This window comes from Paenibacillus periandrae (genome assembly GCF_022458865.1).
GTDB classification, from domain to species: Bacteria; Bacillota; Bacilli; order Paenibacillales; family NBRC-103111; genus Paenibacillus_S; species Paenibacillus_S periandrae.
This window is the reverse complement of record NZ_JAJNMU010000001.1, coordinates 285,878-312,437: the sequence shown is the minus strand read 5'-3', so window position 1 is coordinate 312,437 and position 26,560 is coordinate 285,878. Positions and strand designations below refer to the sequence as shown.

Sequence of the window (26,560 nt, the reverse complement as noted above, 5' to 3'; positions counted from 1 at the left end):
ATGAAAGAAAAAAAAGTTCTTTCGATCAAAGACCTGAACCGATATATCAAAATGCGTCTCGAAAGTGACAATACCCTGCAGGACGTATGGGTCCGCGGGGAAATTTCCAATTTTACCCACCACTCCAGCGGTCATATGTACTTTACATTGAAAGATGCGGACAGCAGGTTGAAAAGCATCATGTTTGCCTCCAGCAACCAGAGACTTGGATTCATCCCGCGTGAAGGCACGAAGGTGTTGGCCTGCGGGAATATTTCCGTGTATGAGCGTGATGGTCAATACCAATTCTATGTATCTCAAATGCAGCCTGATGGCATCGGAAGTCTGTATCTGGCTTTTGAGCAGCTGAAGAAAAAGCTGGCGGATGAAGGACTGTTCGCAGTTGAACGGAAGCAATCGATTCCACGGTTTCCAAAAGCGATCGGGGTCATTACTTCGCCGACAGGGGCGGCAGTCCGTGATATTATGATTACGCTTCAACGGCGCTATCCGAATGTGCCTATACTGCTGTATCCAGTGCTGGTGCAAGGAACGCAGGCAGCACCTTCTATTGTGAAAGCAATCGAGACGATGAATGCAAGAAATGAAGTCGATGTCATGATCGTTGGTAGAGGCGGAGGCTCCCTGGAGGAGCTTTGGGCATTTAACGAGGAGGCAGTAGCCCGATCGATTTATGCATCACAGATACCGATTATATCCGCAGTAGGTCATGAGACGGATTTCACAATTGCCGACTTTGTTGCTGATCTCAGAGCAGCAACACCAACAGCGGCAGCAGAGCTGGCGGTTCCTCACCATTTAGAGCTCAGGCAGCAGCTCAGCTATTATAATCAAAGGCTTCACGGCGGATTATCCAATCAGCTGGAGCGAGGGCGAGAACGTTTGCGCAGGGCACGGCGGTCACCGGTATTTTTGAATCCACGCAGACAGCTGCTCGTGCAGCCAATGGAACGGTTGGATCGGACGAAGGAGCAGCTTGCTTACAAAATGCGCAGACGTCTGACCAAGCTGCAGGAGCGTCAGCTTAAGCTGGACAAGCTGCTGTCTTCGTACAATCCGAAGGAGCAGGTTCTGTTTGCGAAGCGTCGTCTGGGCTCAATCGTGCGCCAATTGCGGCAAGCGATTCAGACGGCCAAAAGCCAAAAGCGGCAGGAGTTGGTCAGTGCTATCCGTCAGCTGGATGCGCTTAGTCCATTAAAGGTCATGCAGCGGGGCTACAGTCTTGTTTACGATGAAAATCAAAAGCAGCTTATCAAATCCATCCAGCAGGTACAGATCGGCGATGTACTGAAGCTTAGATTGACGGATGGGCAAGTAGATTGCCATGTATGGTCAATGGAGGGAAAAGAAAATGTCAAAACAGGAAACGACGCCTAGCTTTGAGGAGGCGATGGATAAATTGGAGCAGATCGTAGCACTTCTCGAGAGTGGAGATGTTCCCTTGGAGCAAGCGATTGAATTGTTTCAAGAAGGTATGAAGCTGTCCCAATTGTGCGGAAGCAAGCTGGAGCAGGTAGAGCACAAGATCGAAATTTTGATGGAGCAAGAGGGCGGATTGGTCAAAAAACCTTTCAATCCAGGCACAGACGAAAAGGGTGGAGCTTAATATGAGCACCGAAATGACGATAAAGCAATACCTTGATCAAAAAGTCGAGCTGATCGAAGCGGAGCTGCTTGAATCAATTCCCGGTATCTGGAATATTCCTGAGACCTTAAGGGAATCAATGATGTATTCATTGATGGCGGGGGGCAAACGTCTCCGTCCCATTTTGATGCTGGCAGCAGTAGAAGCGCTGAATGGCAGCACCGAATCGGCAATTCCCGTTGCTTGTGCAGTTGAAATGATTCACACCTATTCACTGATTCATGATGATCTGCCTGCCATGGATAATGATGATTACCGCCGCGGCAAGCTGACGAACCATAAGGTATACGGTGAAGCGATGGCTGTATTGTCTGGCGATGCACTGCTTACCCATGCATTTTATTCAGTTGTTCAGGCGTATCGGATTTATGAGGTGCCGGCTGAACGGGTGCTGGACATCGTTGAGGATTTGTCCAGACTGGCGGGTGCTCCGGGGATGGTTGGCGGTCAGGCTGCGGATATGCAGGGAGAACAGGGCTTAACTCGCTTGGAGGAACTCGAATATATTCATACTCACAAGACAAGCGATTTAATCGTGTTTTCTTTGAAGGCTGGGGGTCATTTGGCGGGTGCTAATCCGAAGCAGCTCCAGGCGCTGGAGAAGTTCGGTTATAATATCGGTCTGGCCTTTCAAATTCAGGATGATATTCTCGATCTGGTCGGGGATGAGAAGAAACTTGGCAAGCCGGTTAAAAGTGATGAGAAGCAGCAAAAGGTTACCTATCCTTATTTTGTAGGGATTGAAGCATCTCAGGCCAAAATGAATGAGCTCGTTGAACAAGGCAAGCAGGCGATTATCAATGCCGGATTCCCGTATTCAGCAAGACTTTTGGAGCTTGCTGATTTTATTGTGCAAAGAGACAGGTGAGCTTTGTAGAGGCTGTTCAAAAAGTCAGCTATATGAACATGCACAATAAGCTGCATTTTTCCGTATCATCTTACAATTGAGCACCTATCATCAACTATGCTATAATAAATCAAACGTTTAGTGGGATAGATTGCTTATTCACTCCTGCGATTGGGGTGTTTGTTATACGCAACAGTCCAAACAGGAAAGCGGGGAACACGCGTGCTGCTAGAACATATCAATCAACCACAAGACTTGAAGCACCTGACGATAGAACAATTAGAACTGCTTGCAGAGGAAACGAGGCAGTTTTTGGTTGAAAAGCTTTCGTTAACCGGTGGACATCTTTCTTCTAATCTGGGAGTTGTTGAGCTAACCATAGCCCTTCATTATCTTTACAATAGCCCTGTAGACAAATTTATTTTTGACGTGGGGCATCAATCCTATGTGCATAAAATGTTTACCGGACGTATGAATCAGTTTGATACCCTGCGCAAATATCAGGGTCTATGTGGCTTTGTCAAGCGCTCGGAGAGCGAGCATGATGTCTGGGAGGCCGGGCACAGCAGTACGTCGTTATCGGCAGCCATGGGCATGGCAGTAGCTCGCGATCTCAAAGGCGAGGACAACAAGATCATCGCTGTTATCGGAGACGGCGCCTTGACAGGCGGTATGGCCTTTGAAGCTATGAACCACATTGGACATGAGAAAAAGAACATGATGGTCATTCTGAACGACAATGAAATGTCGATTGCTCCTAACGTTGGCGCGATGCATAATTATTTGGGGAAAATCCGATCCGATAAGCATTATGTGAAAGCCAAGGAAGAAGTCGAGTATTTGTTGAAGAAAATCCCGGCTATTGGCGGGACGCTGGCCAAGACGATGGAAAAGCTGAAAGACAGCTTGAAATATATGCTTGTATCTGGAGTTATATTTGAGGAACTGGGCTTTACTTACCTGGGACCGGTTGATGGGCACAATCTTCCTGTGCTGCTGGAAACGTTAAAGCAGGCCGAGAAGGTTGAAGGACCAGTTATGGTTCATGTGCTTACATTAAAAGGTAAAGGCTACTTGCCAGCAGAAGCAGATTCTTTTGCCTGGCATGGAGCACGTCCATATAAGGTCGAGTCTGGCAAAATGCTTAAGGCTGTCGGACATCCCGTATATACGGATGTTTTTGGCAATACGCTGATCGAGTTGGCTGAGCAGGATTCAAGAATTATAGCGGTTACTCCAGCGATGCCGGGGGGCTCTGGACTGCTGAAGTTTGCGGCTCAATTTCCAAATCGGATGGTTGATGTTGGGATCGCTGAGCAGCATGCAGCTACCTTCTGTGCGGGGCTAGCAAGTGAGGGCATGAAGCCTGTATTTGCTGTATACTCCACGTTTTTACAGAGAGCTTATGACCAGATTGTTCATGATATTTGTCGTGCGAATCTGAATGTGATCTTTGCTATCGACCGTGCAGGCTTTGTCGGAGAAGATGGTGAAACCCATCATGGTGTGTACGATATTGCTTATTTGCGAAGCATTCCTAACATGGTGCTGATGATGCCTAAGGATGAAAATGAGCTGCGGCATATGCTCAAAACTTCAGTCGATTATGATGAAGGCCCAATCGCTGTTCGTTATCCACGGGCTAATGGGCTCGGTGTACCTATGGATGAACCTTTAAAGGCGATTCCTATCGGTACATGGGAAGTACTGAGACCTGGAGACAGCGCCGTAGTGCTGGCTGTGGGACCAATGATCGGCATCGCTTTAGAGGCTGCAGAGCAGTTAAATAAGGATGGATTACAGCTTCGTGTCGTTAACGCGCGTTTTATTAAGCCAATGGATGAGGCTATGCTGCTTCAGATATCCAAGGAGAACCTCCCTATCATTACTTTGGAGGAAGGCACAACATTGGGCGGCTTCGGCAGCGGTGTGCTTGAGTTTTATGCGAATCAGAATCGCCATGGTCTGCAAATCAAAATCCTCGGAGTTCCCGATTATTTTGTGGAGCATGGATCGGTAAAAGAGCAGCGTCAGGAAGTAGGACTTACTGCAGAACGGCTTGTATCCGAGGTAAAAGCTTTGATGCCGCGCAAACGGCAGCATGCTTGAATCGTCTCGGCAGAAAGTGGGAATAACTTCAGCATGGCAGCAGATAAAGAACGACTAGATGTATTACTTGTGGAACAGGGCTTTTTTCTGACCCGGGAAAAGGCGAAGGCGTCTATTATGGCCGGACTTGTTCAGGTGGATGAGGAACCCATCGACAAGGCCGGTACGAAGGTGCTCAGAAGCTCCAGAATCCTTGTTAAAGGCGCCATTCATCCCTATGTGAGTAGAGGTGGATTAAAGCTGGAGAAGGCTTTAAAGCTGTTCAATATTGATCTGAACGGCATTATCATGCTGGATATTGGAGCCTCCACCGGAGGTTTTACGGATTGTGCCCTGCAGCATGGAGCAGCTTACGTATACGCAGTGGATGTGGGTTATAATCAATTGGATTGGTCCATGCGCAGCCATCCTCAGGTGAAGGTCATGGAGCGCACCAATTTTCGTTTTATGAAGCTGGAGGATTTGGAAGGAGAGCAGCCTGCTTTTGCTTCGATTGATGTGTCCTTTATTTCCTTAAAGCTGATCCTGCCTCCGTTAAAAAGTATTTTGGCCGAGCATGGATCGGTCGTTGCATTGATCAAGCCGCAGTTTGAGGCTGGCCGCGATAAAGTGCCCAAGACAGGGGTTGTACGTGATGCGTCTGTCCACACGGAAGTACTTCAAACAGTGCTGGGGTTTGCGGAGGAAGCTGGATTTTATTTGCAGGGTCTTACCTTTTCACCGATCCGCGGCGGCGAAGGCAATGTTGAATTTCTAGCTTATTTTCAATCAGCAAGTCCCGAATCAATGGTGTCAACACAACTCAAAGACGAGTGGATTCAGCAAGTAGTCATCGATGCGCAAAAGCTTCAAAACTCATCTGGAGGATGAGTTTTTTGTTTTTTTGGAGGATATTGATCGAGTTTCGCGAATAATTACCATTGAGGTGAACGGGATGCAAAGTGGCGATGGCTTTGTTATTATTTTGATTATTTTGATCGTGGGATTTTGGCTATTCCTGTATATTCGCAATCGAATGAAGGGTACTATGGAAAGTGACGGGGAAGGACTTCCACTTCCGGAGGGTACCTCGGTATCACCTGATGAAGTCACTCGGTTATTGGAGGAAAATGGATTTAAGCTTATAAGCGGCAAACAGCGTATTCCCATTCACATAACGATTAATGAGGGAGAGCCCTTGCACAGCCGTTTGTTTATTGACTACTTCGTGGAGCAGGACGGTATGTATTATACCGTAAAGGTTGCCAGAGAGCGCAAGCCTATGGAAGCAACAGGAAGCTCGATACGTGATCATTTGCTTGTCTTCCATTTACTGTATCCGCAGACTTCAGGTGTTCTTTATGTAGATCCGCAGCAGCAGAGGATACAGTGTATCCGATTTCAAATAGACAACGAGGATGAGGTATAAAATGAAAGGCCAACGACATATCAAAATACGCGAAATTATTACGAATAATGAAATTGAAACTCAGGACGAGCTGGTTGATCGATTGAAATCGGCGGGTTATACGGTTACTCAAGCGACCATTTCACGGGATATCAAGGAATTACATTTAATTAAAGTTCCCTTGGATGATGGCCGTTACAAATATTCGGTTCCTGCCGATCAGCGTTACAATCCCATACATCGATTGAAAAGAGCCTTAAATGATCATTTTGTACATATCGATTATACCGATAATCTGGTCGTATTAAAGAGCCTTCCGGGAACGGCCAACGCGATAGGTTCGCTGGTAGACAGTCTGGAATGGCCGGAAATTATGGGAACGATCTGTGGCGATGATACTATACTGATGATTTGCCGCGGCAAAGAACAAAGCAGCAAGGTGGTAAATCAAATTTTATCTATGCTTAGCTAACAGGAGAGATGACGATGCTGCTTGAAATGACAATACGCAATTTAGCTGTTATAGAATCGGTGCACCTTCACTTCCGTAATGGATTTCATGTCCTGACTGGAGAAACAGGCGCAGGTAAATCCATTATTATTGACGCTTTAACGCTTGTGGCTGGAGGAAGAAGCTCTGCGGATCTGGTTCGTTATGGCAGCGATAAATCTTCCATTGAGGCTCTATTCCATATTGAGTCCGGTCATCCGGTTTGGACAACCCTGGCAGAGCTTGGCATTGAAGCCGATTCGGAAGAGCATTTAATCATACGTCGTGAAATCACGGCACAAGGTAAAAGCACGAGCCGTATTAATGGGCAAATGGTTAACCTGGCAGGATTGAAGTCCGTGGGTGCGTGGCTCGTGAACATTCATGGTCAGCATGAGCATCAATCGCTGTTTGACGTGGATGAGCACATCAATTGGCTCGATTTATTCGGCGAAACCGAGATCGGTCCTTTAAAGAGTGAATACGGTAAAGCTTATATAACGTATAGCGGTATTCGTAAAAGCTTGAAGGAGCTTGAAGAAACCAGTAAAAAATCTTTGCAAATGCTGGATTTATATCGTTTTCAGGTGGAGGAAATCAGCTCGGCTCAATTAAAGCTGGGCGAGGATGAATCATTACTTGAGGAAAAACGCATACTAGCAAATGCGGAAAAGCTATATCAGAACGCGGCAGATTCTTACGACTCTTTAAGCGGAGCTGGAACTGGGCTTACAACAATTAGCAAAGTCATGCAAAAAATCGAGGATATTGCTGCTTTGGACCCGGCCAAGCTCCAAGCTGTTTTGGAGCAGGTACAAAATGCTTATTATCAGCTTGAAGACGCTGCTTACCAGCTTCGTGATTATCGTGATGATATTGAATTCAATCCGACAAGGCTTGAATTTATCGAACAACGCTTACATACCATGGCAGCGCTTAGACGCAAATATGGAGAAAGCATCGCCGACATTCTTGAATATTTAAAGAAAGTACAGCATGAGCTTGATATGATTGAAAATAAGGACGAAAAGCTGCAGGAGCTGCAGAAGCAGGAAAAGCTGGCTGTTCAGATTTTACGCAAGCACGCCAAGAGTTTATCTGAGAAAAGACAGCAGGTAGCGGACAAGCTGGCCGGTGAAATCGTAGCTGAGCTGCGTGATCTGCATATGGAAAAAACACAATTCAAGGTTCAAATTAAATTTAATGAAGAAGCTTGTGATGCAAGTGGTGCGGACGAAGTGGAGTTTCTGATTTCAGCCAATCCGGGTGAACCGTTACGATCCTTGAGTAAAATCGCCTCAGGTGGGGAGATTTCCAGAGTCATGCTTGCTTTAAAATCGATTTTTGCTCGAGTCGATCGTATACCGGTGCTCGTGTTTGATGAAGTCGATACTGGAGTTAGCGGACGTGCAGCTCAGGCGATTGCCGAGAAAATGTCAAGACTGTCTCGGGATTGTCAAGTGTTTTCAATTACTCACCTTCCCCAGGTAGCATGTATGGCTGATGCCCATTACCTGATTCACAAAACCAACGACGGTAAGCGGACCTTTACCCACGTAGATGATTTGTCTGCTGAAGGACGTACTCACGAGTTGGCGCGCATGCTCGGAGGTGTAGAGGTCACCGACACGACCTTACAGCATGCTCAGGAAATGCTGGATCTGGCAGATGTCAAGAAAGGAAGTTTGTAGCCCCAAGTGTGGGATCATTTTCACTTATAAAACGAATGGTGTGGGGATACCTTAAGGGTACGCATTAAGCGGTAAGTCATTGCCGCTCGTGCACAGGAAGCAAGGGAGCGTGACACCATGAGTTCCAACCGGAGAAAAAGATTGATTGGATTGACGCTTATCTTCTTCGTTTGTCTGGGTAGCCTATCCACACCCTTCCAAAGCTTTGCCTCATTTCCAGAAGAACTAAGGCTGTTCACTGGTCAGCAGACCAGTCTTCAGTTGGCGATGCCTGTTAGCGCCCAGGTGAGCGTGAATGATCCGGAAATTGTGAAGGTTAATGGATCGAACAAGCACTCATTTCAAGTGGATCTTCATCATCCCATTTCTTTGGAATCTTACAAAGCAGGACAAGCGGAGCTTACGCTAAAGCTTTTTGGCAAGATTCCACTCAAAACCGTCAAGGTCAATGTGGTCCCTGACCTCAAGGTTATTCCAGGTGGACATACCATCGGAGTCAAGTTAAAGTCAGCTGGTGTTCTGGTTGTCGGTCATCATTTGGTGACGATAGCAGATGAAAAGAAAATTTCACCAGGCGAGGATGCCCGAATTCAATTGGGCGATTTGATTGTCAAGCTGAACGGTAAGCCAATTACCGACGTGTCCAAGGTATCTGAGCTGGTATCCGAGGCAGGAGAAAGTAGGAAACCCATTGTTTTGACGGTAAAGCGAAATAATGAAGAGCTTGAACTGAGTATGCAGCCAGCCTACGATATTGTGGATAAAACCTATCGACTTGGACTGTATATCCGTGACTCAGCGGCAGGAGTAGGGACCTTGACGTTCTATGCCCCTGATCAAGGCGTGTATGGTGCATTGGGCCATGTTATCACGGATATGGACACACAAACACCGATTGCAGTAGGAACAGGGGAAATTGTTCATTCCAATGTGACCTCAATCTCCAAGAGCCAAAATGGGGAGCCAGGAGAAAAAAGAGCACAGTTTTCCAAGGAAAGTAAAGTGCTCGGCAACATCGAGAAAAACACTTCTTTTGGTATTTTTGGTCAAATGAATGAGCTACCCGATCATAGCTTTTCCAAAGAAGCTTTACCAGTCGCCTTTTCAGAAGAAGTAAAAGAAGGACCAGCCCAGATTTATACGGTTGTGAGCGGGCAAAAGGTTGAGAAGTTCGATATCGAAGTGATGCATGTGACCAAGCAGGACTTCCCGGCAACCAAAGGTATGGTTATTAAAGTTACAGACCCGCGTCTACTGGAAAAAACAGGTGGTATCGTACAAGGTATGAGCGGAAGTCCGATTATTCAGAATGGCAAAGTAATTGGTGCTGTCACTCACGTATTCGTTAATGATCCAACCAGTGGCTATGGATGTTTTATTGAGTGGATGCTGCAGGATGCAGGCATTATGCTTCGTCAGACTTTCAATGAAACGATGAAAGCATCTTAAAAGTTCTCCCTTATGGGGGAACTTGTTTTTTTGACTAAACCTGTCGAATGCTCAGCTATCTTGAAACAAAATATTAATTATATGATAAATACAAAAAAAAATCCAGAAAAATAAATTTCGACAGAAGGAATTTTATTTATCATGTCGAAAGTATACTAAAGAAAACAATTAAACATCCATCTTTACCCATTTTGAAGGAGGAAGCTAATTTTGCAAACGATTGAAGTATTGCTGGCTGACGACAACCGAGAATTTACTAACTTACTGTCTGAATATATTGATGAGCAGGATGATATGCGTGTTTCGGGAATAGCCTATAATGGCAATGATGTTCTTCGTTTGATCGAAGAAGGCAATCGGCTTCCAGATGTACTTATCCTCGATATTATCATGCCGCATCTGGACGGTCTGGGCGTACTGGAAAAGCTGCGTGATATGAATTTGAATCCGCAACCCAAGATCATCATGTTGACGGCCTTCGGTCAAGAAAACATTACGCAAAAGGCGGTTCAATTGGGTGCATCTTATTACATACTAAAGCCGTTCGATATGGAAATATTGACAAGCCGAATCCGTCAGCTGGTCTCTAATAACCAAAGTAACTCGGTTACTTCGAACACAACAAGCACAAGAGCCAACATTGTGCAGCTTCCCAAAGGTAAAAATCTGGATGCCAATATTACAACGATTATTCACGAAATAGGTGTTCCTGCTCATATTAAAGGCTATCAATACCTGCGTGAAGCGATCACGATTATTTATAACAATATTGAAATTTTGGGTGCCATCACCAAAACCTTATATCCGCAAATTGCCGAAAAATACAAAACAACCCCAAGCCGCGTAGAACGTGCCATCCGCCACGCGATTGAAGTCGCCTGGACGCGCGGCAACATCGACAGCATCTCGCACCTTTTCGGTTACACGATTAATATCTCGAAATCAAAGCCGACGAATAGTGAGTTTATAGCCATGGTTGCGGATAAGCTCAGAATTGAGCATAAGGTATCTTGAAAGGGTAAGGAGTAGGGTGTGGTAAGGAATTACGTGTATGGATACTAGTTACGTCTAGTGGACGAAAGCCGATACACTTGTTTTCAAACCGATAATTTTTCCCATCTCACCCGATAAATCTATAAGGATTTATTGGGTGTTTGTATTTAATGAGTCAATCCCGTAATGGGGTTATTAGGATGTTTATACCCAAGCAACAATCATCAAAATAGTGTAAGAGGTGATCCATAATGCTCTTTACACAAATTAAGCCAATGATCGTAAGTATAGGCAGTGAACCATTCAACGATGAAAGGTTCATTTTTGAGCCCAAATGGGATGGATGGAGATTACTTATACATAAGCAAGGCAATCGCATTGAAGCCTACACGCCGAATGGAAACATCGTAACCAATAAGTTTCCAGAGTTATTGGAAGTGTCTGATGCGATACAAGCACACTCCGCAATTCTGGATTGCGAAGGTATTGTACTGCGTGAGGGTAGACCTGTATTTGATGATTTCTCTTATCGAGGGCGGCTAAATCTTTCATCAAGAATCACTCATGCGGTAAAAACACACCCAGCGACATTTGTAGTATTTGATGTTCTATATACGGATCGTGCGCATTTGAATGAGCCACTCATGATTCGGAAGCAGCGGCTGACTGACATTATCTCTGCAACGCCTGTTATATCACCAACCATGTATATTGAAGCACACGGGCAAGCTTTATTTAATTTGACCAAAGATCGTGATATGGAAGGAATTGTGGCAAAGCACAAGGAATCTAAATACTATCTGAATATTAAAAGTCCTGATTGGTTAAAGATCAAGCACTTCAAGACAATTGACGTTATGATTTTGGGATACAGAGACGAACCTTTTGAGCTTGTAATTGGATTGAATTTTAGAACTGTTTCTAATAAACCTGTAGGCATTGTAAAATTAGAATGTAAGCCAGAAGAACAGGAACACTTCCTTGACCTTGCAAAGCAGCTGCATACAGTTAAGGATCAGAAAACACAATGGATTGAGCCGCGTTTATGTTGTCGTATTGAATATTTGGATAGAACCGACGCACATCAATTAAGAACAACGGTATTTAGGGAATTTTTGTTTGATAAGAAGCCAGAGGAATGTAGATGGACATAATTAACAACTATAGGGGATGGCGATAATTGATGAATAGAGAACTTGCGATTGACCGCTCCAAACAGCTTTCCAGAGAAAATAACAAATCATATTTTGTCATCCATTCACCAGAAACGTTTCAGGATACTTTGAACAATAAAGGTTATCAAGTTCTTGATAAAGATGAATTAGATAATCAATTAGCATTAGGGCACTTAAGCAAAGATAAAATTATATTTAGTATCGAGTTTTAGCTGTTTTTAAATTAAGAAAGACACGCTCTTGCTGGTCGATTTGAGCCAATAAAACATGCTCCAGCTGTATATTCTTTTCTTTCAAAAATGTCCTCATCCATTGTGAGTCTTTGTGGATATTTTGCAAGCTCTCGTCAATAATTTTACCATCAATAATACATGCATGTGGAATTCCACGTGTTGAAGCTTTGATATTCATATCTGCGCGGGTTATCGACAGGCTGCTCGTCTTTTTCATGATGGACAAGGTTCCGTCGGTCTCCATAAATGCAAATTCGATTTCATCAATATAAAGAGCATCTTTTTTTCTTAAAAGCATAAGCAATTCATCGATCGTTAAGCGGACTCTTTTCATGTTCTCCAGTAAAATTTGACCTTCTTTGATGATGATTTGTGGCTCACTGTCCAATATTTTTCTTCCAATAAAGCTTTTTAGAGAAATATAGTCTGAAACAAGCACAAGAATTGAAAACATGGTTAAACCGATAACTCCAACAAATAAGGATACATTGGGGTTGAAAATAAGATTACCGCCAATAGAACCAAACGTGACCCCCGCGACAAAATCAAAAAAGGTTAAATGAGATATTAGTTTTTTACCGATTATACGTGCCCAAAACACTAAACCAACAAATGAAATAACGGCACGAAGAACAATTTCAGTTATGGACATTGACATTAGACCTCCAGTATATGTGATATTATTACCATAGTTAAGGCGTTTATTATTAACTTACAGCAATATTTTAATATCGACATCATGAGCAGAGCTAATATGAAAGTGATGTAGAAGATTGTAGAATATTAGCTTAAGGCACCATTGAAATGGGAGGAAATAATGAAATTTGACTATTGTGAATTTGAAAATGAGTCTGAGCAGTCTGTTGAAATTGACATCGGCTGCCGATTCGATGATGAGCCTGATGAGCTCTATGTCATTCAACTTATCCTCGGAAAAGATGGAACCTCGTTAGGGATCAAGCTGCTTTTTAATGGGCTGGACTGTAAGTATCAGTTTAAACCAGATGAGAAAACCTCGATTGTCCGCTATATTCAGCAGAGTTTGCCAGCTACGGCTTATAGGGATTGGTTCGTAGGCAGTATATTTCTATAGTTGGTCCTAAGTAAAAGTCTGGGTGAAGATAGGTCTACTGAGAAGAGATCCTATCCATGCCTGGACTTTTTTATTATAAAAATTCAGATTCATGCATGATCTGGCACGTTCTGACCCAAAATAGAGGGAACAAGAGCTATAGAAGCGGAGTGCGTGCCAATGGCAATTAGAAAAGAGGAGCCTTTAACAGGCCACATTAAGGGTATTGCCCAAGTTGATAGACGGACGAAACAGCTTATGCGGAATATTGAACCTGGCATGATTGCTGTGATTCATCACATGGATATGGATGAGCTGGCTGCAGAAGGCTTGATTCGTGCCCGAGTGAGATTAGTCGTGAATGCAGGTCCCGTCATGTCAGGAACAGTTCCCGTACGCGGCCCCCTGCTGCTGCTTGATCAGGGGATACCCATTGTTCAAATCGAGCCGATGTGGCTTCCGTTTATCCCTGATCGCAGTGAGATTCAATTGACCGAAGCGGGAATTGTCATTGAGAACTACGTGCTTCCCTGTGAGAGATTTACACAAGAGCAATGGTTTTTATATTATCATAAGGCGTTAAGCTCCATTCAGGAGCAGCTAAGTATTTTTATGGATAATACACTTGCCTTTGCGGCCTTGGAAAAGGAACGAATTCTGAAGCCGCTGCGCTGTAATGCTATGAAAACGAAACTTGAAGGCCGGCCAGTACTTATCGTGATTCGCGGCGATCATTATATTAGTGATCTAAAGGCGCTTCACGGTTATGTGAATAAGCAGCAGCCTGTTCTCATCGGAGTTGATGGTGGAGCGGATGCTTTACTTGAACAAGGCTTTATGCCGGATCTTATCATCGGAGATATGGACAGTGTGTCGGATGCAGCGCTGCTATGCGGGGCTGAGCTCGTTGTGCAAGCCTATTCAGATGGGACAGCACCAGGCATGCGCAGACTGCTGGCTATGGGGCTTCAAGCTATTACGCTTCCAGCCTGTGGGACGAGTGAGGATATGGCCCTTCTATTGGCGTATGATCACGATTGCGAATCCATCATTGCGATTGGTACGCACAATCATATGTTTGATTTTATGAAAAAGGGAAGGCTCGGTATGGGAAGCTCAATGCTCGTCCGAATCAAGGTCGGAAGCAAGCTGACGGATGCTAAAGGCTTTCATAGCTTGTTTCCAGATGAGAAAGAACAACTCTGGAAGCGCTTGTTAAGGAGGCTGTCGGGATGGTTGAAATGACAAATCAGCTCTCTTGCAAGGGGATTTCGATTATAGTGCCTGCCTATAACGAAGAGAAGCTCATCGGGGATACACTGCGAGCCATTCGAACCGGAATTCAAGAATGGGCAAGCCTTCGTGAGGGGAGCTCGGAAAATATTTACAATGGAGCAGAAGCTGTGGAAATTATTGTTGTTAATGACGGAAGCAGCGATAGAACCTATGATACGTCGGCGTCTTGGGCAGATATCATCGTCACGCATCCACGTTCATACGGTAAAGGAGCGGCATTAAACACAGGCTGCCGCATGGCAAAAGGAAGTATTCTTGTGTTTCTGGATGCCGATCTCGGTTCATCAGCGGCTAGCTTTCCTCTGATTGTAGAGCCTGTCTTGTCAGATAAGGCTGATATGGTCATTGCCAAGCTGCCTAAGCCTGTCCGGCTTGGCGGCTTCGGAATGGTCAGGAGATTGGCACAGTTGGGTGTGTATAGGTTGTCTGGATTTGATACCGCTGCGCCGTTGTCGGGTCAAAGAGCGATCCGCAGTGATGTGATGAAGAAGATAGGGCGTTTTGGTAGAGGATTTGGCGTTGAGGTAGGCTTGACGATTGATGCTGTAAGGCTTGGGTACCGTGTTCAGGAATGTGAAGCTTCCTTCTCTCATCGAGAAAGTGGGCGGGACCTGCGGAGCTGGCTTCATCGTGGAAAGCAATTCTCTGCAGTAGGTCGAACACTTTGGGAACGTTACAGGTATCCCATATGCTGATACTGGTTGGGCTGATTATATGTGTAATTTTGCTTTGGCTAGCTCGGTCTTCACTTCCATTGATACGGATATTTATGACGAAGCATGGAATGCTGCAGCCCAACTATCAAGGACAGCAAATAGCAACAGGCTGCGGAATACTCATATGGCTGCTTGTATTAGTTAATGCCATAGTAATGAATGGTCTGGCAATGCTGTTTCGAGGGTATGAGGGGCTGAAAGGATTTGATCAGCTGCCCTTTGTAAGCTATGTGGCCGCGCTGTGTGCGGTTGCAATAGTGGGATTTGCTGACGATGCAATCGGTGATAAGGCTGTAAAGGGTTTAAAAGGGCATTGGCTGCTCTGGAAGGAGAAACAGATTTGCAGTACAGGCCAAGTGAAAGCCGTTGTAACCGGGATTGCTGCTTTATTATTTGTTAGTAGTATAACTTACAACTCTTGGTGGCATATCGGTGCTGATTTACTGCTGCTTGGATTAATGACCAATGGTGTCAATTTACTGGACGTGCGTCCAGGTCGTGCGCTTAAGGGCTTCCTCATGATTACAGCTGCAGGGACGATAGTCCAGTTGGTTGTAAACGCTGTAAGTGGGCAATTGCATATCGACGAGCTTTTACAGATGGCCATAAAGTTAGCCCCATATGTGATGCCTGTGTACATCGGTGCATGTGTGTTATTGGGCCCGGATCTGCGGGCAGAGCTGATGATTGGGGATACGGGAGCCAATATGCTCGGCTTCGCAGCAGGCTGCTGGGTGATCCTTGGATTGGCCTGGCAGCTGCAGGCTGTGCTGATTGTATTCATGCTGGTGCTGCATATCATGGCTTGGCGATCTTCGGTATCACGGTGGATTGAAGCCAATCGGCTGCTGCTATGGTTCGATTTGCTGGGTCGCAATAAAAATAAAACCAGTAGTTAGCTGGAAACATGAATAATATGCTGTCAGCAGCTTAAAGTGATGTTTTCTGATTTAAGGACGCTTGCGCTTGACCTTAAAGCGTGGTGCCACATAATTGCGTTTGCGATCGCGAAAAAAAGTCCATCCCCCGAGAAATGCAACCCCGGCCAGAAACATGATCAAACCAATTGTGAATTTTCCCCATAAAATATGAGGGTTCGCCTCCGCCGCTCCAAATTGTGCAAAAAAAGCATCCTTCATGGCAAGAAAGCCATAGGTAGCTATAAGACCAGGAATGACAAGCATTAATACGGCTATAAAACGGGAAAGTGTAGTTTTCATATGTGCTCCTCTGCTAATTCCGATTACACGGATTGTGGAATTCCATTTCTTAAGGTAACATACTATCGTCAACAATTCATGTATGTTTCGTAAATTGTACTATATTTTCCACACTTATAAGAGTTACAATAGGATAAACATCAGAGGTCAGAGACTGCTCACCAGTTGTCACTTTCGGAATCCAATCAGATGCTTACATAAGAAGCGGAAGATCACGAATGAGCTTTGATTTGCAACTAAAGCGGTGCTGTACACAACAAGTTGTGGCTCCGCAAAACTATTAGGAGGTTTTTACATGACGCAAGCTTTTGATATCGTTATCCTTGGAGGAGGAATGGGTGGATATATCGCGGCCATTCGGGCAGCTCAATTAGGAAAAACGGTCGCCGTCGTGGAACGGGATAAACTCGGAGGGACATGTCTTCATCGAGGCTGCATTCCAAGCAAGGCACTTCTGCGCAGTGCGGAAGTTTATGCAACGATGCAAGAAAGCGAAAGATTCGGAATTGAAGCGGCTTCTGTACAGCTGAATTTTCCTAAAGTACAATCACGGAAAACAGTCATTGTTGAGCAAATGCATAAAGGCGTTCAGTATTTAATGAAAAAACATAACATACAAGTTGTTTATGGAAACGGTCGAATTATTGGACCTTCTATTTTCTCCCCCCGCAGCGGTTCGATATCTGTTGAACAGGCGGATGGGGAAATCATTACTCTTGTCCCGGACAAGCTGATTATTGCAACAGGTTCAAGGCCACGTACACTTCCAGGTCTGACTATAGACGGCAATCATATATTAAATAGTGATGACGCTTTGCAGATGGAGCAGCTACCCGAATCGATGATCATTATCGGAGGCGGGGTTATTGGTATGGAATGGGCTTCAATGCTGAATGATTTTGGTGTTAGGGTGACAGTAGTGGAATATGCTCCAAGATTGCTGCCTACTGAGGATGCCGATGTGTCCAAGGAAATGGAGCGACTGCTTAAAAAGAGAGGCGTCCAAATATTCACGGACGCTGCTGTACTCGCAGATACGGTTAAGATTGAGTCTGGACAAGCGAGTCTTGAGGTTGAACGCAAGGGTGAGCGCAGAGCACTACAGGCGGATAAAGTATTGGTTTGTGTAGGCCGTCAGGCGAACATCGAAGGGATTGGCTTGGAAAATACGGATGTTAAGCTTGCCGGAGGCGTTATCCGTGTTAATGAGAACCTTCAGACGGCGGAAGCTCACATTTATGCGATAGGCGATTGTATCGGCGGCTTGCAGCTTGCACATGTAGCTGGTCATGAAGGAATTCAGGCTGTAGAACATGCAAGCGGTCAGAAGCCACATCACCAAGAGGCACATCAAGTACCTCGTTGTATTTATACAAGACCTGAGGCAGCCTCGATCGGTTGGACAGAAGCTCAAGCTATTGAGCAGGGGCATGAGGTCAAGGTCGGTAAATTCCCTTATTCCGTATTGGGAAAAGCTTTAGTGCAGGGTGAACAGGACGGTTTTGTGAAAGTAGTCGCCGATAAGTCGACGAACGATATCCTGGGTGTACATATGATTGGTGCCCATGTTACTGATTACATATCAGAGGCGGCTTTGGCGCAATTGCTGAATGCTACAGCGTGGGAGGTAGGGCAAACGATACATCCGCATCCAACCCTTTCCGAGGCGCTCGGGGAAGCCATGCTTGCCGTCGATGGACGAGCTATTAACATGTAGTAATTGTGTTCATCAATAAAACGGTTTATAATATATATAGTGCCAAGTATTAGTACCTGGTATTAAGTTTATTGTGGAGAGGGGTTACGTCCATGTCCATCGGACAATTGATGAAGCACCGCAAGCTGGGATTATCAGATGAACGCGCAGTTGAGATGTACACATATATGCAAAGAGCTAGAAAGTTTGACGAACGCGGCTTTTTATTACAGCGCTCCGGCAAGATCGGATTTCACGTATCGGGTATCGGACAAGAGGTTGCACAGGTTGCAGCCGCCTTTGCTTTAGAGAAGGGCAAGGACTATTTTCTTCCTTATTACCGTGATTATGGATTTGTACTTTCGGTTGGAATGAGCTTAAGAGAATTGATGTTATCTGTTTTTGCCAAGGCCGAGGACCCCAACAGCGGGGGACGTCAAATGCCGGGTCATTTTGGACATAAGAAGCTGAATATTGTGACGGGCTCAAGTCCTGTAACGACGCAGGTTCCTCATGCGGTTGGTTTTGCTTTGGCTGCCAAGATGAAGAAGCAGGATTTCGTAGCTTTTGCTACCTTTGGTGAAGGTTCCAGCAATCAAGGTGATTTTCATGAGGGCTGCAATTTTGCCGGTGTTCATAAGCTGCCAGCGATCTTCATGTGCGAAAATAATCAGTATGCGATTTCCGTACCGCTGCATAAGCAAATATCCGGCAGCATTGCCGAGCGGGCACTGGGATACGGTTTTCCAGGCGTTAAGGTAGACGGAAATGATGCGCTTGAGGTGTATCGAGTCATGAAGGAAGCACGTGAACGGGCTGTTCGCGGGGAAGGCCCGACTTTGATCGAGGCGGTCATGTATCGTATTTCGCCGCACTCTACATCCGATGACGATATGCTGTATCGTTCGAAGGAAGAGGTCGATGAGAACCGGGCAAAGGATGGCATTCCTTTATATCGTAAATATCTTGTTGATTGCGGGCTGTGGAGTGATGAGCAGGAGGAAGAACTGCTGGAGCAGCTGAAGCTGGAAATCAATGATGCTACGCAATATGCAGATCAGGCGCCATTTCCTTTGCCTGAGGATACGCTGCGCCATGTGTATGCAGAAGAAGGGGAGGTACGGTAATGGCAGTTATTACTTATTTGGAGGCCATCCGTTCCGCCATGCAGGAAGAGATGGAACGCGACGAGAATGTGTTTGTATTGGGTGAGGACGTTGGCAAGGGCGGCGTACTGAACGCTACCAAGGGGCTGCGCGACAAATTTGGTGAAGAGCGGGTTATGGATACGCCCTTGGCCGAATCTGCGATAACAGGTGTAGCTATCGGTGCTGCCATGTACGGGATGAAGCCGATTGCTGAAATGCAATTTGCTGACTTTATATTTCCGGCAACCAACCAAATTATTAGCGAAGCGGCGCGCATACGTTACCGCTCTAACAATGATTGGAATTGTCCTATTGTTATTCGTGCTCCTTATGGTGCTACAGGAGGCGGTGCTCTGTATCACTCGCAGTGTCCGGAATCGGTTTTTTTCGGAACTCCTGGATTAAAAATGGTTGCACCTTCTAATCCCTACGATGCCAAGGGATTGCTGAAAGCAGCGATTCGAGATGCGGACCCTGTGCTTTATTTTGAGCATAAAAAATGTTATCTCGGCATTACAGGCGAGGTTCCTGAAGGCGATTATGTAGTGGAAATCGGCAAAGCGGATGTAAAACGGCACGGTACTGATATCACGGTGATCTCCTATGGTATCACGGTGAATTATGCGCTGCAAGCGGCAGAAGAGCTAAGTAAGGAAGGCATTAGCGCTCATATTCTGGATCTGCGGACGCTGCAGCCACTGGATAAAGAGGCAGTTCTGGAAGCAGCAGCCAAAACCGGTAAGGTACTGATCATCCATGAGGATAACAAAACGGGTGGTGTTGGTGCGGAAGTATCGGCAATTATTGCCGAAGAATTGCTGTTTGAGCTGGATGCTCCGATCAAAAGATTATGTGCACCCGATGTTCCGGCTGTTGGCATGAATCCGCCAATGGAGAAGTTTTACTTGCTCAGCTCCGACAAAATCAAGGAAGCTATGCGGGAGCTTGCCTTATATTAGGTTATGCTTGAGAAGGCTTTCTTAATAGAAAGCCTATCCTGTGCTTCCTACGGAAAACAAAGATTACGCTTACGATGAAGACTTTCTTGACAGAAAGTCGAGCTCATGCTTACGAAGATAGTTTTCCAACGGAAAACTTTTAGGAGGGAAACCCAATGAATCCAAACACACGAGGAACCGAAGTGACAGTTCCGCATCTGGCGGAAAGTCTTGTTGCGGCGACTATCGGTAAATGGCTTAAGCAGCCCGGTGATTACATAGAGGAATATGATGCATTATGTGAGTTGATTACCGAGAAGGTAACAACAGAAATGCCTTCGCCCATCGCAGGGCGTTTGGTAAAGATTCTGGTGGCAGACGGTGAGACCGCTGCAGTAGGTGAAGCGATATGCCTGATAGAAGAGCCGGCCAGCGTGCAAAGAGAGAATGCTTCAGCAGCACCAGGTCCATCCCGGTCAGCCGCCAGCAATAATGTGAGTCAGGTGTCTGAGGGAGCGGCTACGAGCATGCGGAGCCGTTATTCACCCTCGGTATTAAAGCTTGCAGGAGAGTATGGCATTCGTCTTGACAATGTTCAAGGCACAGGCTTAGGAGGGCGTATCACGCGTAAGGATATCGAGGAATACGCCAGCAAAGCGGTTACCGAGGGCTCCACTGGAAACGCGGCGGCCGATGAAGCAGGGCAGCCTAAAGCACGCAGAGATATAGTGAGAACGACAGGGATTCATCTTTCTGAAAATCCGACCTTGCCCAAGATTGAAGTGGAGGAGCCAAGCGGAGAACCGGGGAATGAATATTTTATCGATGTGACTCCGATTCGTAATATGATTGCCAGCCGGACGCGCCAGAGTGTTAGTGAAATCCCTCATGCCTGGACGATGATCGAGGTTGACGTTACGAATCTGGTACAGCTCCGTAATAAGCTGAAGGATGATTTCAGAAAGCAGGAAGGGATCAACCTGACTTATCTTTCCTTTTTGCTGAAGGCTGTTGTCAGTGCGCTTAAAGATTTCCCGATTATGAACTCGGTATGGGCCGTAGACAAAATTATCGTGAAACGCGATATCAATCTTACGCTTCTCGTCGGAACGGAGGATTTTGTCGTCAATCCTGTCATCAAGAAAGCTGATCAAAAAAGCATTGCCGGTCTGGCACGGGAAATCGACGAGTTGTCCCGAAAAGCCAGAGCCGGCAAGCTGACGCTGAATGATATGCAGGGTGGTACGTTTACGGTCAATAACACGGGTGCTTTTGGCTCCATTTTATCGTATCCGATCATCAATTACCCACAAGCGGCCATAGTAACCTTTGAATCAATTGTGAAGAAGCCGGTGGTCATTCAGGATATGCTTGCTGTCCGCTCTATGGTCAACCTGTGCTTGTCCCTGGACCACCGGATACTTGACGGCGTTATTTGCGGCCGATTCCTGCAGCGGATTAAAGAAAACCTGGAATCGTATAATCAGGAAACCAAATTGTACTAGGTGATAGACTTCTACAAAAACGAGTTTAAGGAAAACAATATTGTGGACAATAGCATGGAAGCTAGCATTGCGTAAATAATAATTTTGAATACCAGTTTGTTGCGCATGAAGTTCAACTCCTTATATGGGCTTGATCGTATAATTCTATTTTAACTTAAATCATGCTGAGGAGGAAAGAGATGATTCAGGAAAAAAGATTAGTATCGGAATTCATTGAGTTGGTTCAGGTGGATAGTGAAACTAGGTTCGAGCAGGAAATTAGCAAGGTCTTGAAGCAAAAGTTTACAGCACTTGGGTTAAAGGTTGTGGAGGATGATGTCGCGGCCCAGATTGGACACGGCTCCGGCAATCTGATTTGCACCTTGGCAGCAACAACGGATGCATTGGTTCCGAGATTATTTTTTACCTCGCACATGGATACAGTAACACCAGGAAAAGGGATCAAGCCCCAGATTGGTGAGGATGGAATTATCCGCAGTGACGGAACCACAATTCTCGGCAGTGATGATAAAGCAGGCTTAGCCGCGATGCTCGAGGCTATCCGGGTGTTGAAGGAGCAGAACATCAAGCATGGTCAAATTCAGTTCGTCATTACGGCAGGCGAGGAAGCTGGCTTGAAGGGTGCCCGTGCGATGAATCCGAGCTGGATGGAAGCTGATTATGGTTATGCGCTGGACTCCAATGGAAATATCGGTGATATTGCTGTAGCAGCACCTACACAGGCCAAAATCATCATAGGCTTTTCCGGACGCTCCGCACATGCAGGGGTTAATCCGGAAGCAGGTATTAGTGCTATTACTGTTGCGAGCAAAGCAATTGCACGTATGCCGCTTGGACGCATCGATAAAGAGACAACGGCTAATATCGGTCGATTCGCAGGTGGTGTGAATGGCGCAACGAATATTGTTGTGGATCGTGTAGAGCTTGAGGCCGAGGCGCGCAGCATCGTTCAGGATAAGCTGGATCGCCAGGTTGAGGCCATGCGTAAGGCATGCGAGGAAGCTGCGGCAGAGATGGGGGCGAAGCTTGATTTTCATAGCGAATTGATCTATCCGGCCTATATGTTTGACGAAGAGGCACCGGTAGTTAAGCTTGCTATGAACGCAATGCGGAAACTCGGTCTTAATCCTACAACCTTCCACTCCGGTGGAGGCAGCGATGCTAATGTTTTCAACGGTATGGGTGTTCCTACCGTGAATCTGGCTGTTGGATATGAGCATATCCACACGACAGCAGAGCAAATCGCCATTAAGGATATGGTAAAGGTAGCAGAAGTAGTGGTTCAAATTATTAAAGATGTAGCTGAGCAGCAGTAATCCATCAACACAACGAAAATCGTTACAAGCTAACCGTCATTCCAGGATCTGGATTGGCGGTTTTTTTGAATTGCATTTGATATTGTTTGTAAAAGTTTCAATAAATGATGTGTCTTCAATCATCCAAGTTGCCGAGCCTTCATATAGTTAATACACAGTGTTCGCATAGCTGGAAATGAAAGCAGTAGGAGGGTGTGCGGTAGTGCAATGGGAGCTTGCTGTAGTGAGTCAGATCTTAGAAGCGCGCGATGGTTTGCAGGAGCTGAATGTCAAGATGCAGGATGGTTCAATCAGCAAGGCCATTCACTATACAGACGTGCACGGTCAGCTGACTGTCAATGATCAAGTGCTGCTGAATACAACAGCAGTTTTGTTACAATTGGGTACAGGAGGGTATCATATTGTGCATGCTGTGATGTCAAGACATGGCGAAGAAACTCGTTGGACAAATGTTTTAAGTGCATTTGAACAAGTCCCTTATCATCCGTGCATATTTGATTCCAAACCGCTGGATCGTAACCAAGGACATATTATGAAGCTTCGATACACGTCATTACAGCATCCGGTGCTCGCGGCTGAGGAGCCGGATAGTCCCTATCACTCCTTATTTAAGAACAAGCAATCATTGCAGGGGATGCCAGTGCTTATCGGTGAGCTGCACAGTATGCTGCCAGCTGCGATATGCTTGCTTCAACACCTTTCGCACGGATCCGGAATAGCTTGTCGTATTGCTTATGTCATGTCCGATGGAGGGGCACTGCCGATTGCGTTCAGCCGTCATACAGCCGAGCTGCGTAAGCTGGACTGGCTTGTCGGCACGATTACTTATGGTCAAGCGTATGGAGGCGATGTAGAGGCTGTGAACAAATATACGGCGTTACTAGCAGCCAAACATATATTGCAGGCCGATATGGCCATTGTCACGATGGGACCGGGAAGTGTGGGTACGGGTACAAGGCTTGGCTTCAGCGGATTGGAGACAGGCGAGATCATGAATGCTTCAACAGCTTTGGGGGGCTTCCCATGGCTAATTCCCAGAATCAGCTTTGCGGATTCACGCCCCAGACATCTCGGAATCAGTCATCATACCTTAACCGTTTTGCAAGAAATCGCAGTTAACCGAAGCAGGATTGTCCTGCCAGACCTTCAACATGAGCAGGGCAAATACCTAAGAGAGCAGGCAGATCAAGCATTATTAACCGACAAGCACGAGCTTGAATGGCGTACTCCGGTATCCAGTTCCTTGTGGGAGGCCGCTATGGCTCCATATGCCTTATCTATACTTACAATGGGTAGGGGATTGTCGGCGGATCCTGCATATTTTGCAGGAATAGGGACGGCTGTGGAGGCTGCATGGGACTATTGGCGGAAGACACGGAATTAGTATGGACATAATCGGTTTGCTCCGCCAAATACGTCAAAAGGCTCGTATCCCCGGAACGCTTGCGCTGTGCTAATTGTAAATATCTACGGATTTCCCATACTTGTCCCACCATACTAATTTGCTTTTCGGATACATAGGTTTTCATGATCTTGTCCCTCTTTTCCGGTAAAATAGGATCTTTACACCGTATGTGCTGCCGGGAGCAATTATGTCATTATTTATATGGGGGTCGACGATCCCTTCTATAAAACAAGGATTCGACTGTGATATAATGAAACCTCAAGTTAAGTGTCTGTTATTAGTATTACAGCAAATCGAGTTATTTAAAACGGAGGAATCATCGATGTCACAAATAAATAATAATAAATTTGAAGAAGTTACCCTCTCTACGCAACAAATTTTTGAGGGTAAAATCATTTCGCTTCAGGTGGATACAGTCCGCCTCCCTAACGGAAAAACAGCGACACGCGAGATCGTTAAGCATCCGGGAGCAGTCGCGGTATTGGCATTAGTGGATGATAAAATGCTCGTTGTGGAGCAGTTTCGCAAGCCGCTGGAAAGAAACCAGATCGAAATTCCAGCGGGCAAGCTTGATGCCGGTGAAGATCCGATGGAAGCGGCCAAGCGGGAGCTTAAGGAAGAAACAGGGTATAGCTGTGATACGATGAAGCTGGTGAGCTCCTTCTACACCTCCCCGGGCTTTGCCGATGAAATTATTCATTTGTATGTGGCTGAACAGCTCACCAATGGTGATGCCCAGCTTGACGAGGACGAATTTCTTGACGTGGAGAGCATCACGCTCGAGCAAGCTCAGCAATACATGCGTGAGCAGCGGATTAGCGATGCCAAAACGATTACTGCTGTGTATGCATGGCAGGTATATAAGCTGACAGGAAGCTTCTGATAATGGATCTGAGACCGTTTTACGCAGACCTTCACATTCATATTGGACGAACCGAAGAGGGACAGGCCGTAAAAATTAGCGGGTCCAAGGATCTGACGTTTTATAACATTGCCCGTGAAGCATCTGACCGTAAAGGGATGGATATGGTAGGTATCATCGACTGTCAATCCCCTGCTGTTCAGCGGGAAATGCAGCATTATCTGGATAAAGGCGAAATGGAGGAGCTTGCTGAAGGTGGGATTCGCTACCATCATACTACGGTTATTTTGGGCAGTGAGATAGAGGTTCGCGATCCGGGTATGGGTACTGCACATTTGTTGGCATATTTGCCGACATTGGCGAAGATGCAGGAGTTCACACGTTGGATGTCCCAGCATATGAAAAATGTAGGGCTCAGCTCGCAGCGGATCTATGTTCCCGCTAAGGTGCTGCAGGATGAGGTGGTGGGTCGCGGCGGCTTGCTGGTGCCTGCACATATCTTCACTCCACATAAAAGCATGTACGGCAGCTGCTCCACAAGGATGGAGCATGTACTGGATCTGGACAAAATTGCTGCTGTTGAGCTCGGCTTAAGCGCTGATTCGGACATGGCTGGAATGATATCGGAGCTGGACCGATATACGTTTCTAACCAATTCGGATGCACATTCTTTGGCAAAAATCGGTCGTGAATACAACGTGCTGCAGCTGGCGGAACCGAATTTTGAAGAGCTGCGCAAAGCTTTGGCGAACCTCGATGGGAGATCCGTGTTAGCTAATTACGGACTGAATCCGCGCCTTGGCAAGTATCACCGAACCTACTGCTCAGCGTGCAGCACGATTCTGGATGAGCGGGAAACGACTGTTGAGAGATGCATCTTTTGCGGCAGCAAGAAGGTCGTACGCGGTGTGATGGATCGTATTCTGGACATCGCGGATCGTTCACCGGGTGATGAGTCCGCCGAAGGTCATCCATCTGCTAACAAGCTGATGAACGAACCGCCAAGCCGACCTCCTTATCATTATCAGGTGCCTTTGGAATATATGCCGGGCCTTGGTCCCAAGAAGCTGAATCTGCTGTTGGAGCAATTTGGAACGGAGATGCGTGTACTGCATCATGTTACCCATCAGCAATTGGAGCAAGCGGCAGGTGAGGAAATTGCCGATTTCATTGTGCAGGCGCGTGAGGATAAGCTGACCTTGCAGACAGGTGGCGGAGGGCAATACGGTAAAGTGGTGAATCATGCACGGGGTAAAGTCGAAGATACCCAGGTGATCGCTCACAGCAAAAAATCATAGGAAGTTAGTCATAACAGTTTCTGTCTCCTCATATGCTTGTACTATAAACGTGCAAGGGGGGCCAACACC

The 26,560-nt window shown here is 46.0% G+C and carries 28 protein-coding genes; 24 read left to right on the top strand and 4 right to left on the bottom strand.

Annotation, left to right across the window (positions count from 1 at the left end; translation table 11 throughout):
* The 12 genes from xseA to LRL21_RS01455 all read left to right on the top strand — a co-directional run bounded on the left by xseA (position 1) and on the right by LRL21_RS01455 (position 11,998).
* The gene (gene xseA / locus LRL21_RS01510) at positions 1–1,377 is read left to right on the top strand and encodes an exodeoxyribonuclease VII large subunit (RefSeq protein ID WP_240413980.1); all 1,377 of its coding nucleotides are present in this window, start codon (positions 1–3) and stop codon (positions 1,375–1,377) included.
* Positions 1,352–1,606: an exodeoxyribonuclease VII small subunit gene (gene xseB / locus LRL21_RS01505; RefSeq protein ID WP_240413979.1), complete on the top strand. Its 255-nt coding sequence runs from the start codon at positions 1,352–1,354 to the stop codon at positions 1,604–1,606. Before xseA ends, xseB begins: the two co-directional genes overlap by 26 nt.
* A 1-nt stretch (position 1,607) precedes the next feature.
* Entirely contained in the window at positions 1,608–2,513 is a 906-nt protein-coding gene (locus tag LRL21_RS01500; protein ID WP_240413978.1) for a polyprenyl synthetase family protein, read from the top strand.
* A gap of 201 nt (positions 2,514–2,714) precedes the next feature.
* Positions 2,715–4,601 (top strand): 1-deoxy-D-xylulose-5-phosphate synthase, encoded by a 1,887-nt coding sequence (gene dxs, locus LRL21_RS01495; RefSeq protein WP_240413976.1) that lies wholly within the window; start codon positions 2,715–2,717, stop codon positions 4,599–4,601.
* Between the two features lie 33 nt (positions 4,602–4,634).
* Complete coding sequence (locus LRL21_RS01490; protein WP_240413975.1) at positions 4,635–5,471, top strand: TlyA family RNA methyltransferase; 837 nt, start codon at positions 4,635–4,637, stop codon at positions 5,469–5,471.
* A 64-nt stretch (positions 5,472–5,535) separates the two neighbouring features.
* Positions 5,536–6,009, top strand: a complete 474-nt coding sequence (locus LRL21_RS01485; protein ID WP_240414196.1) for a hypothetical protein — start codon at positions 5,536–5,538, stop codon at positions 6,007–6,009.
* Position 6,010: 1 nt separating this feature from the next.
* Entirely contained in the window at positions 6,011–6,460 is a 450-nt protein-coding gene (gene ahrC, locus LRL21_RS01480) for a transcriptional regulator AhrC/ArgR (protein WP_240413974.1), read from the top strand.
* 14 nt (positions 6,461–6,474) lie between these two features.
* Positions 6,475–8,169 carry a DNA repair protein RecN gene (recN, locus tag LRL21_RS01475; RefSeq protein WP_240413973.1) on the top strand — a complete coding sequence of 565 codons (1,695 nt, stop codon included), beginning with the start codon at positions 6,475–6,477 and terminating at the stop codon, positions 8,167–8,169.
* Between the two features lie 117 nt (positions 8,170–8,286).
* A complete protein-coding gene (spoIVB, locus tag LRL21_RS01470; RefSeq protein ID WP_240413972.1) occupies positions 8,287–9,618 on the top strand; it encodes a SpoIVB peptidase in 1,332 nt (443 codons plus the stop codon).
* Positions 9,619–9,828: 210 nt separating this feature from the next.
* Positions 9,829–10,632: a sporulation transcription factor Spo0A gene (gene spo0A, locus LRL21_RS01465; RefSeq protein ID WP_076227841.1), complete on the top strand. Its 804-nt coding sequence runs from the start codon at positions 9,829–9,831 to the stop codon at positions 10,630–10,632.
* Positions 10,633–10,862: 230 nt separating this feature from the next.
* Positions 10,863–11,765, top strand: a complete 903-nt coding sequence (locus LRL21_RS01460) for an ATP-dependent DNA ligase (RefSeq protein ID WP_240413971.1) — start codon at positions 10,863–10,865, stop codon at positions 11,763–11,765.
* A gap of 26 nt (positions 11,766–11,791) precedes the next feature.
* Positions 11,792–11,998 carry a hypothetical protein gene (locus LRL21_RS01455; RefSeq protein ID WP_240413970.1) on the top strand — a complete coding sequence of 69 codons (207 nt, stop codon included), beginning with the start codon at positions 11,792–11,794 and terminating at the stop codon, positions 11,996–11,998.
* Here LRL21_RS01455 and LRL21_RS01450 read toward each other — a convergent pair.
* Positions 11,982–12,671: a DUF421 domain-containing protein gene (locus tag LRL21_RS01450; protein WP_240413969.1), complete on the bottom strand. Its 690-nt coding sequence runs from the start codon at positions 12,669–12,671 to the stop codon at positions 11,982–11,984. The genes LRL21_RS01455 and LRL21_RS01450 overlap by 17 nt on opposite strands.
* Positions 12,672–12,836: 165 nt before the next feature.
* Between LRL21_RS01450 and LRL21_RS01445 the strand changes: the two genes are divergently transcribed.
* The 4 genes from LRL21_RS01445 to LRL21_RS01430 all read left to right on the top strand — a co-directional run bounded on the left by LRL21_RS01445 (position 12,837) and on the right by LRL21_RS01430 (position 16,002).
* Complete coding sequence (locus LRL21_RS01445; protein WP_240413968.1) at positions 12,837–13,112, top strand: hypothetical protein; 276 nt, start codon at positions 12,837–12,839, stop codon at positions 13,110–13,112.
* A 159-nt stretch (positions 13,113–13,271) separates the two neighbouring features.
* Positions 13,272–14,336 carry a putative cytokinetic ring protein SteA gene (gene steA / locus LRL21_RS01440; RefSeq protein WP_240413967.1) on the top strand — a complete coding sequence of 355 codons (1,065 nt, stop codon included), beginning with the start codon at positions 13,272–13,274 and terminating at the stop codon, positions 14,334–14,336.
* Entirely contained in the window at positions 14,324–15,082 is a 759-nt protein-coding gene (locus LRL21_RS01435) for a glycosyltransferase family 2 protein (RefSeq protein ID WP_240413966.1), read from the top strand. The genes steA and LRL21_RS01435 overlap by 13 nt, the downstream gene beginning before the upstream one ends.
* A complete protein-coding gene (locus LRL21_RS01430; RefSeq protein WP_240413965.1) occupies positions 15,052–16,002 on the top strand; it encodes a hypothetical protein in 951 nt (316 codons plus the stop codon). Before LRL21_RS01435 ends, LRL21_RS01430 begins: the two co-directional genes overlap by 31 nt.
* A gap of 51 nt (positions 16,003–16,053) precedes the next feature.
* Here LRL21_RS01430 and LRL21_RS01425 read toward each other — a convergent pair whose 3' ends face one another.
* Positions 16,054–16,323, bottom strand: coding sequence for a DUF2627 domain-containing protein (locus LRL21_RS01425; RefSeq protein ID WP_240413964.1), 270 nt, complete (start codon positions 16,321–16,323; stop codon positions 16,054–16,056).
* A 295-nt stretch (positions 16,324–16,618) separates the two neighbouring features.
* On the opposite strand from LRL21_RS01425, the gene lpdA reads away from it, so the two are divergent.
* From lpdA to LRL21_RS01405, 4 genes are all read left to right on the top strand, one after another.
* A complete protein-coding gene (gene lpdA / locus LRL21_RS01420; protein WP_240413963.1) occupies positions 16,619–18,040 on the top strand; it encodes a dihydrolipoyl dehydrogenase in 1,422 nt (473 codons plus the stop codon).
* 92 nt (positions 18,041–18,132) lie between these two features.
* Positions 18,133–19,146 (top strand): thiamine pyrophosphate-dependent dehydrogenase E1 component subunit alpha, encoded by a 1,014-nt coding sequence (locus LRL21_RS01415; protein ID WP_240413962.1) that lies wholly within the window; start codon positions 18,133–18,135, stop codon positions 19,144–19,146.
* Positions 19,146–20,126 carry an alpha-ketoacid dehydrogenase subunit beta gene (locus LRL21_RS01410; protein ID WP_240413961.1) on the top strand — a complete coding sequence of 327 codons (981 nt, stop codon included), beginning with the start codon at positions 19,146–19,148 and terminating at the stop codon, positions 20,124–20,126. The genes LRL21_RS01415 and LRL21_RS01410 overlap by 1 nt, the downstream gene beginning before the upstream one ends.
* 155 nt (positions 20,127–20,281) lie before the next feature.
* On the top strand, positions 20,282–21,610 hold the full coding sequence (locus tag LRL21_RS01405) for a dihydrolipoamide acetyltransferase family protein (RefSeq protein WP_240413960.1): 1,329 nt from the start codon (positions 20,282–20,284) through the stop codon (positions 21,608–21,610).
* A gap of 11 nt (positions 21,611–21,621) precedes the next feature.
* Here LRL21_RS01405 and prli42 read toward each other — a convergent pair whose 3' ends face one another.
* Positions 21,622–21,717 carry a stressosome-associated protein Prli42 gene (gene prli42 / locus LRL21_RS45495; protein ID WP_179097345.1) on the bottom strand — a complete coding sequence of 32 codons (96 nt, stop codon included), beginning with the start codon at positions 21,715–21,717 and terminating at the stop codon, positions 21,622–21,624.
* 72 nt (positions 21,718–21,789) lie between these two features.
* Between prli42 and LRL21_RS01395 the strand changes: the two genes are divergently transcribed.
* Both LRL21_RS01395 and LRL21_RS01390 read left to right on the top strand, forming a co-directional pair.
* Positions 21,790–22,926, top strand: a complete 1,137-nt coding sequence (locus LRL21_RS01395; protein ID WP_240413959.1) for a M20/M25/M40 family metallo-hydrolase — start codon at positions 21,790–21,792, stop codon at positions 22,924–22,926.
* 202 nt (positions 22,927–23,128) lie between these two features.
* Entirely contained in the window at positions 23,129–24,310 is a 1,182-nt protein-coding gene (locus LRL21_RS01390) for a DUF3866 family protein (RefSeq protein ID WP_240413958.1), read from the top strand.
* Here the strand turns inward: LRL21_RS01390 and mciZ are convergent.
* Positions 24,210–24,455 (bottom strand): Z-ring formation inhibitor MciZ, encoded by a 246-nt coding sequence (mciZ, locus tag LRL21_RS46735; protein WP_420832414.1) that lies wholly within the window; start codon positions 24,453–24,455, stop codon positions 24,210–24,212. The two genes, LRL21_RS01390 and mciZ, sit on opposite strands and share 101 nt — an antisense overlap.
* A 198-nt stretch (positions 24,456–24,653) precedes the next feature.
* On the opposite strand from mciZ, the gene LRL21_RS01385 reads away from it, so the two are divergent.
* Positions 24,654–25,214: an NUDIX domain-containing protein gene (locus LRL21_RS01385; RefSeq protein WP_240413957.1), complete on the top strand. Its 561-nt coding sequence runs from the start codon at positions 24,654–24,656 to the stop codon at positions 25,212–25,214.
* Between the two features lie 2 nt (positions 25,215–25,216).
* Positions 25,217–26,491: an endonuclease Q family protein gene (locus tag LRL21_RS01380; protein ID WP_240413956.1), complete on the top strand. Its 1,275-nt coding sequence runs from the start codon at positions 25,217–25,219 to the stop codon at positions 26,489–26,491.
* Positions 26,492–26,560 lie beyond the last annotated feature (69 nt).

Coding starts and splice junctions, on each gene's coding strand:
- xseA (WP_240413980.1), top strand. CDS start 1: ATGAAAGAAAAAAAAGTTCTTTCGATCAAAGACCTGAACCGATATATC.
- xseB (WP_240413979.1), top strand. CDS start 1,352: ATGTCAAAACAGGAAACGACGCCTAGCTTTGAGGAGGCGATGGATAAA.
- LRL21_RS01500 (WP_240413978.1), top strand. CDS start 1,608: ATGAGCACCGAAATGACGATAAAGCAATACCTTGATCAAAAAGTCGAG.
- LRL21_RS01490 (WP_240413975.1), top strand. CDS start 4,635: ATGGCAGCAGATAAAGAACGACTAGATGTATTACTTGTGGAACAGGGC.
- LRL21_RS01485 (WP_240414196.1), top strand. CDS start 5,536: ATGCAAAGTGGCGATGGCTTTGTTATTATTTTGATTATTTTGATCGTG.
- ahrC (WP_240413974.1), top strand. CDS start 6,011: ATGAAAGGCCAACGACATATCAAAATACGCGAAATTATTACGAATAAT.
- recN (WP_240413973.1), top strand. CDS start 6,475: ATGCTGCTTGAAATGACAATACGCAATTTAGCTGTTATAGAATCGGTG.
- spoIVB (WP_240413972.1), top strand. CDS start 8,287: ATGAGTTCCAACCGGAGAAAAAGATTGATTGGATTGACGCTTATCTTC.
- LRL21_RS01460 (WP_240413971.1), top strand. CDS start 10,863: ATGCTCTTTACACAAATTAAGCCAATGATCGTAAGTATAGGCAGTGAA.
- LRL21_RS01450 (WP_240413969.1), bottom strand. CDS start 12,671: ATGTCCATAACTGAAATTGTTCTTCGTGCCGTTATTTCATTTGTTGGT.
- LRL21_RS01445 (WP_240413968.1), top strand. CDS start 12,837: ATGAAATTTGACTATTGTGAATTTGAAAATGAGTCTGAGCAGTCTGTT.
- steA (WP_240413967.1), top strand. CDS start 13,272: ATGGCAATTAGAAAAGAGGAGCCTTTAACAGGCCACATTAAGGGTATT.
- LRL21_RS01435 (WP_240413966.1), top strand. CDS start 14,324: ATGGTTGAAATGACAAATCAGCTCTCTTGCAAGGGGATTTCGATTATA.
- LRL21_RS01425 (WP_240413964.1), bottom strand. CDS start 16,323: ATGAAAACTACACTTTCCCGTTTTATAGCCGTATTAATGCTTGTCATT.
- lpdA (WP_240413963.1), top strand. CDS start 16,619: ATGACGCAAGCTTTTGATATCGTTATCCTTGGAGGAGGAATGGGTGGA.
- LRL21_RS01415 (WP_240413962.1), top strand. CDS start 18,133: ATGTCCATCGGACAATTGATGAAGCACCGCAAGCTGGGATTATCAGAT.
- LRL21_RS01410 (WP_240413961.1), top strand. CDS start 19,146: ATGGCAGTTATTACTTATTTGGAGGCCATCCGTTCCGCCATGCAGGAA.
- LRL21_RS01405 (WP_240413960.1), top strand. CDS start 20,282: ATGAATCCAAACACACGAGGAACCGAAGTGACAGTTCCGCATCTGGCG.
- prli42 (WP_179097345.1), bottom strand. CDS start 21,717: ATGCGCAACAAACTGGTATTCAAAATTATTATTTACGCAATGCTAGCT.
- LRL21_RS01395 (WP_240413959.1), top strand. CDS start 21,790: ATGATTCAGGAAAAAAGATTAGTATCGGAATTCATTGAGTTGGTTCAG.
- mciZ (WP_420832414.1), bottom strand. CDS start 24,455: ATGAAAACCTATGTATCCGAAAAGCAAATTAGTATGGTGGGACAAGTA.
- LRL21_RS01385 (WP_240413957.1), top strand. CDS start 24,654: ATGTCACAAATAAATAATAATAAATTTGAAGAAGTTACCCTCTCTACG.
- LRL21_RS01380 (WP_240413956.1), top strand. CDS start 25,217: ATGGATCTGAGACCGTTTTACGCAGACCTTCACATTCATATTGGACGA.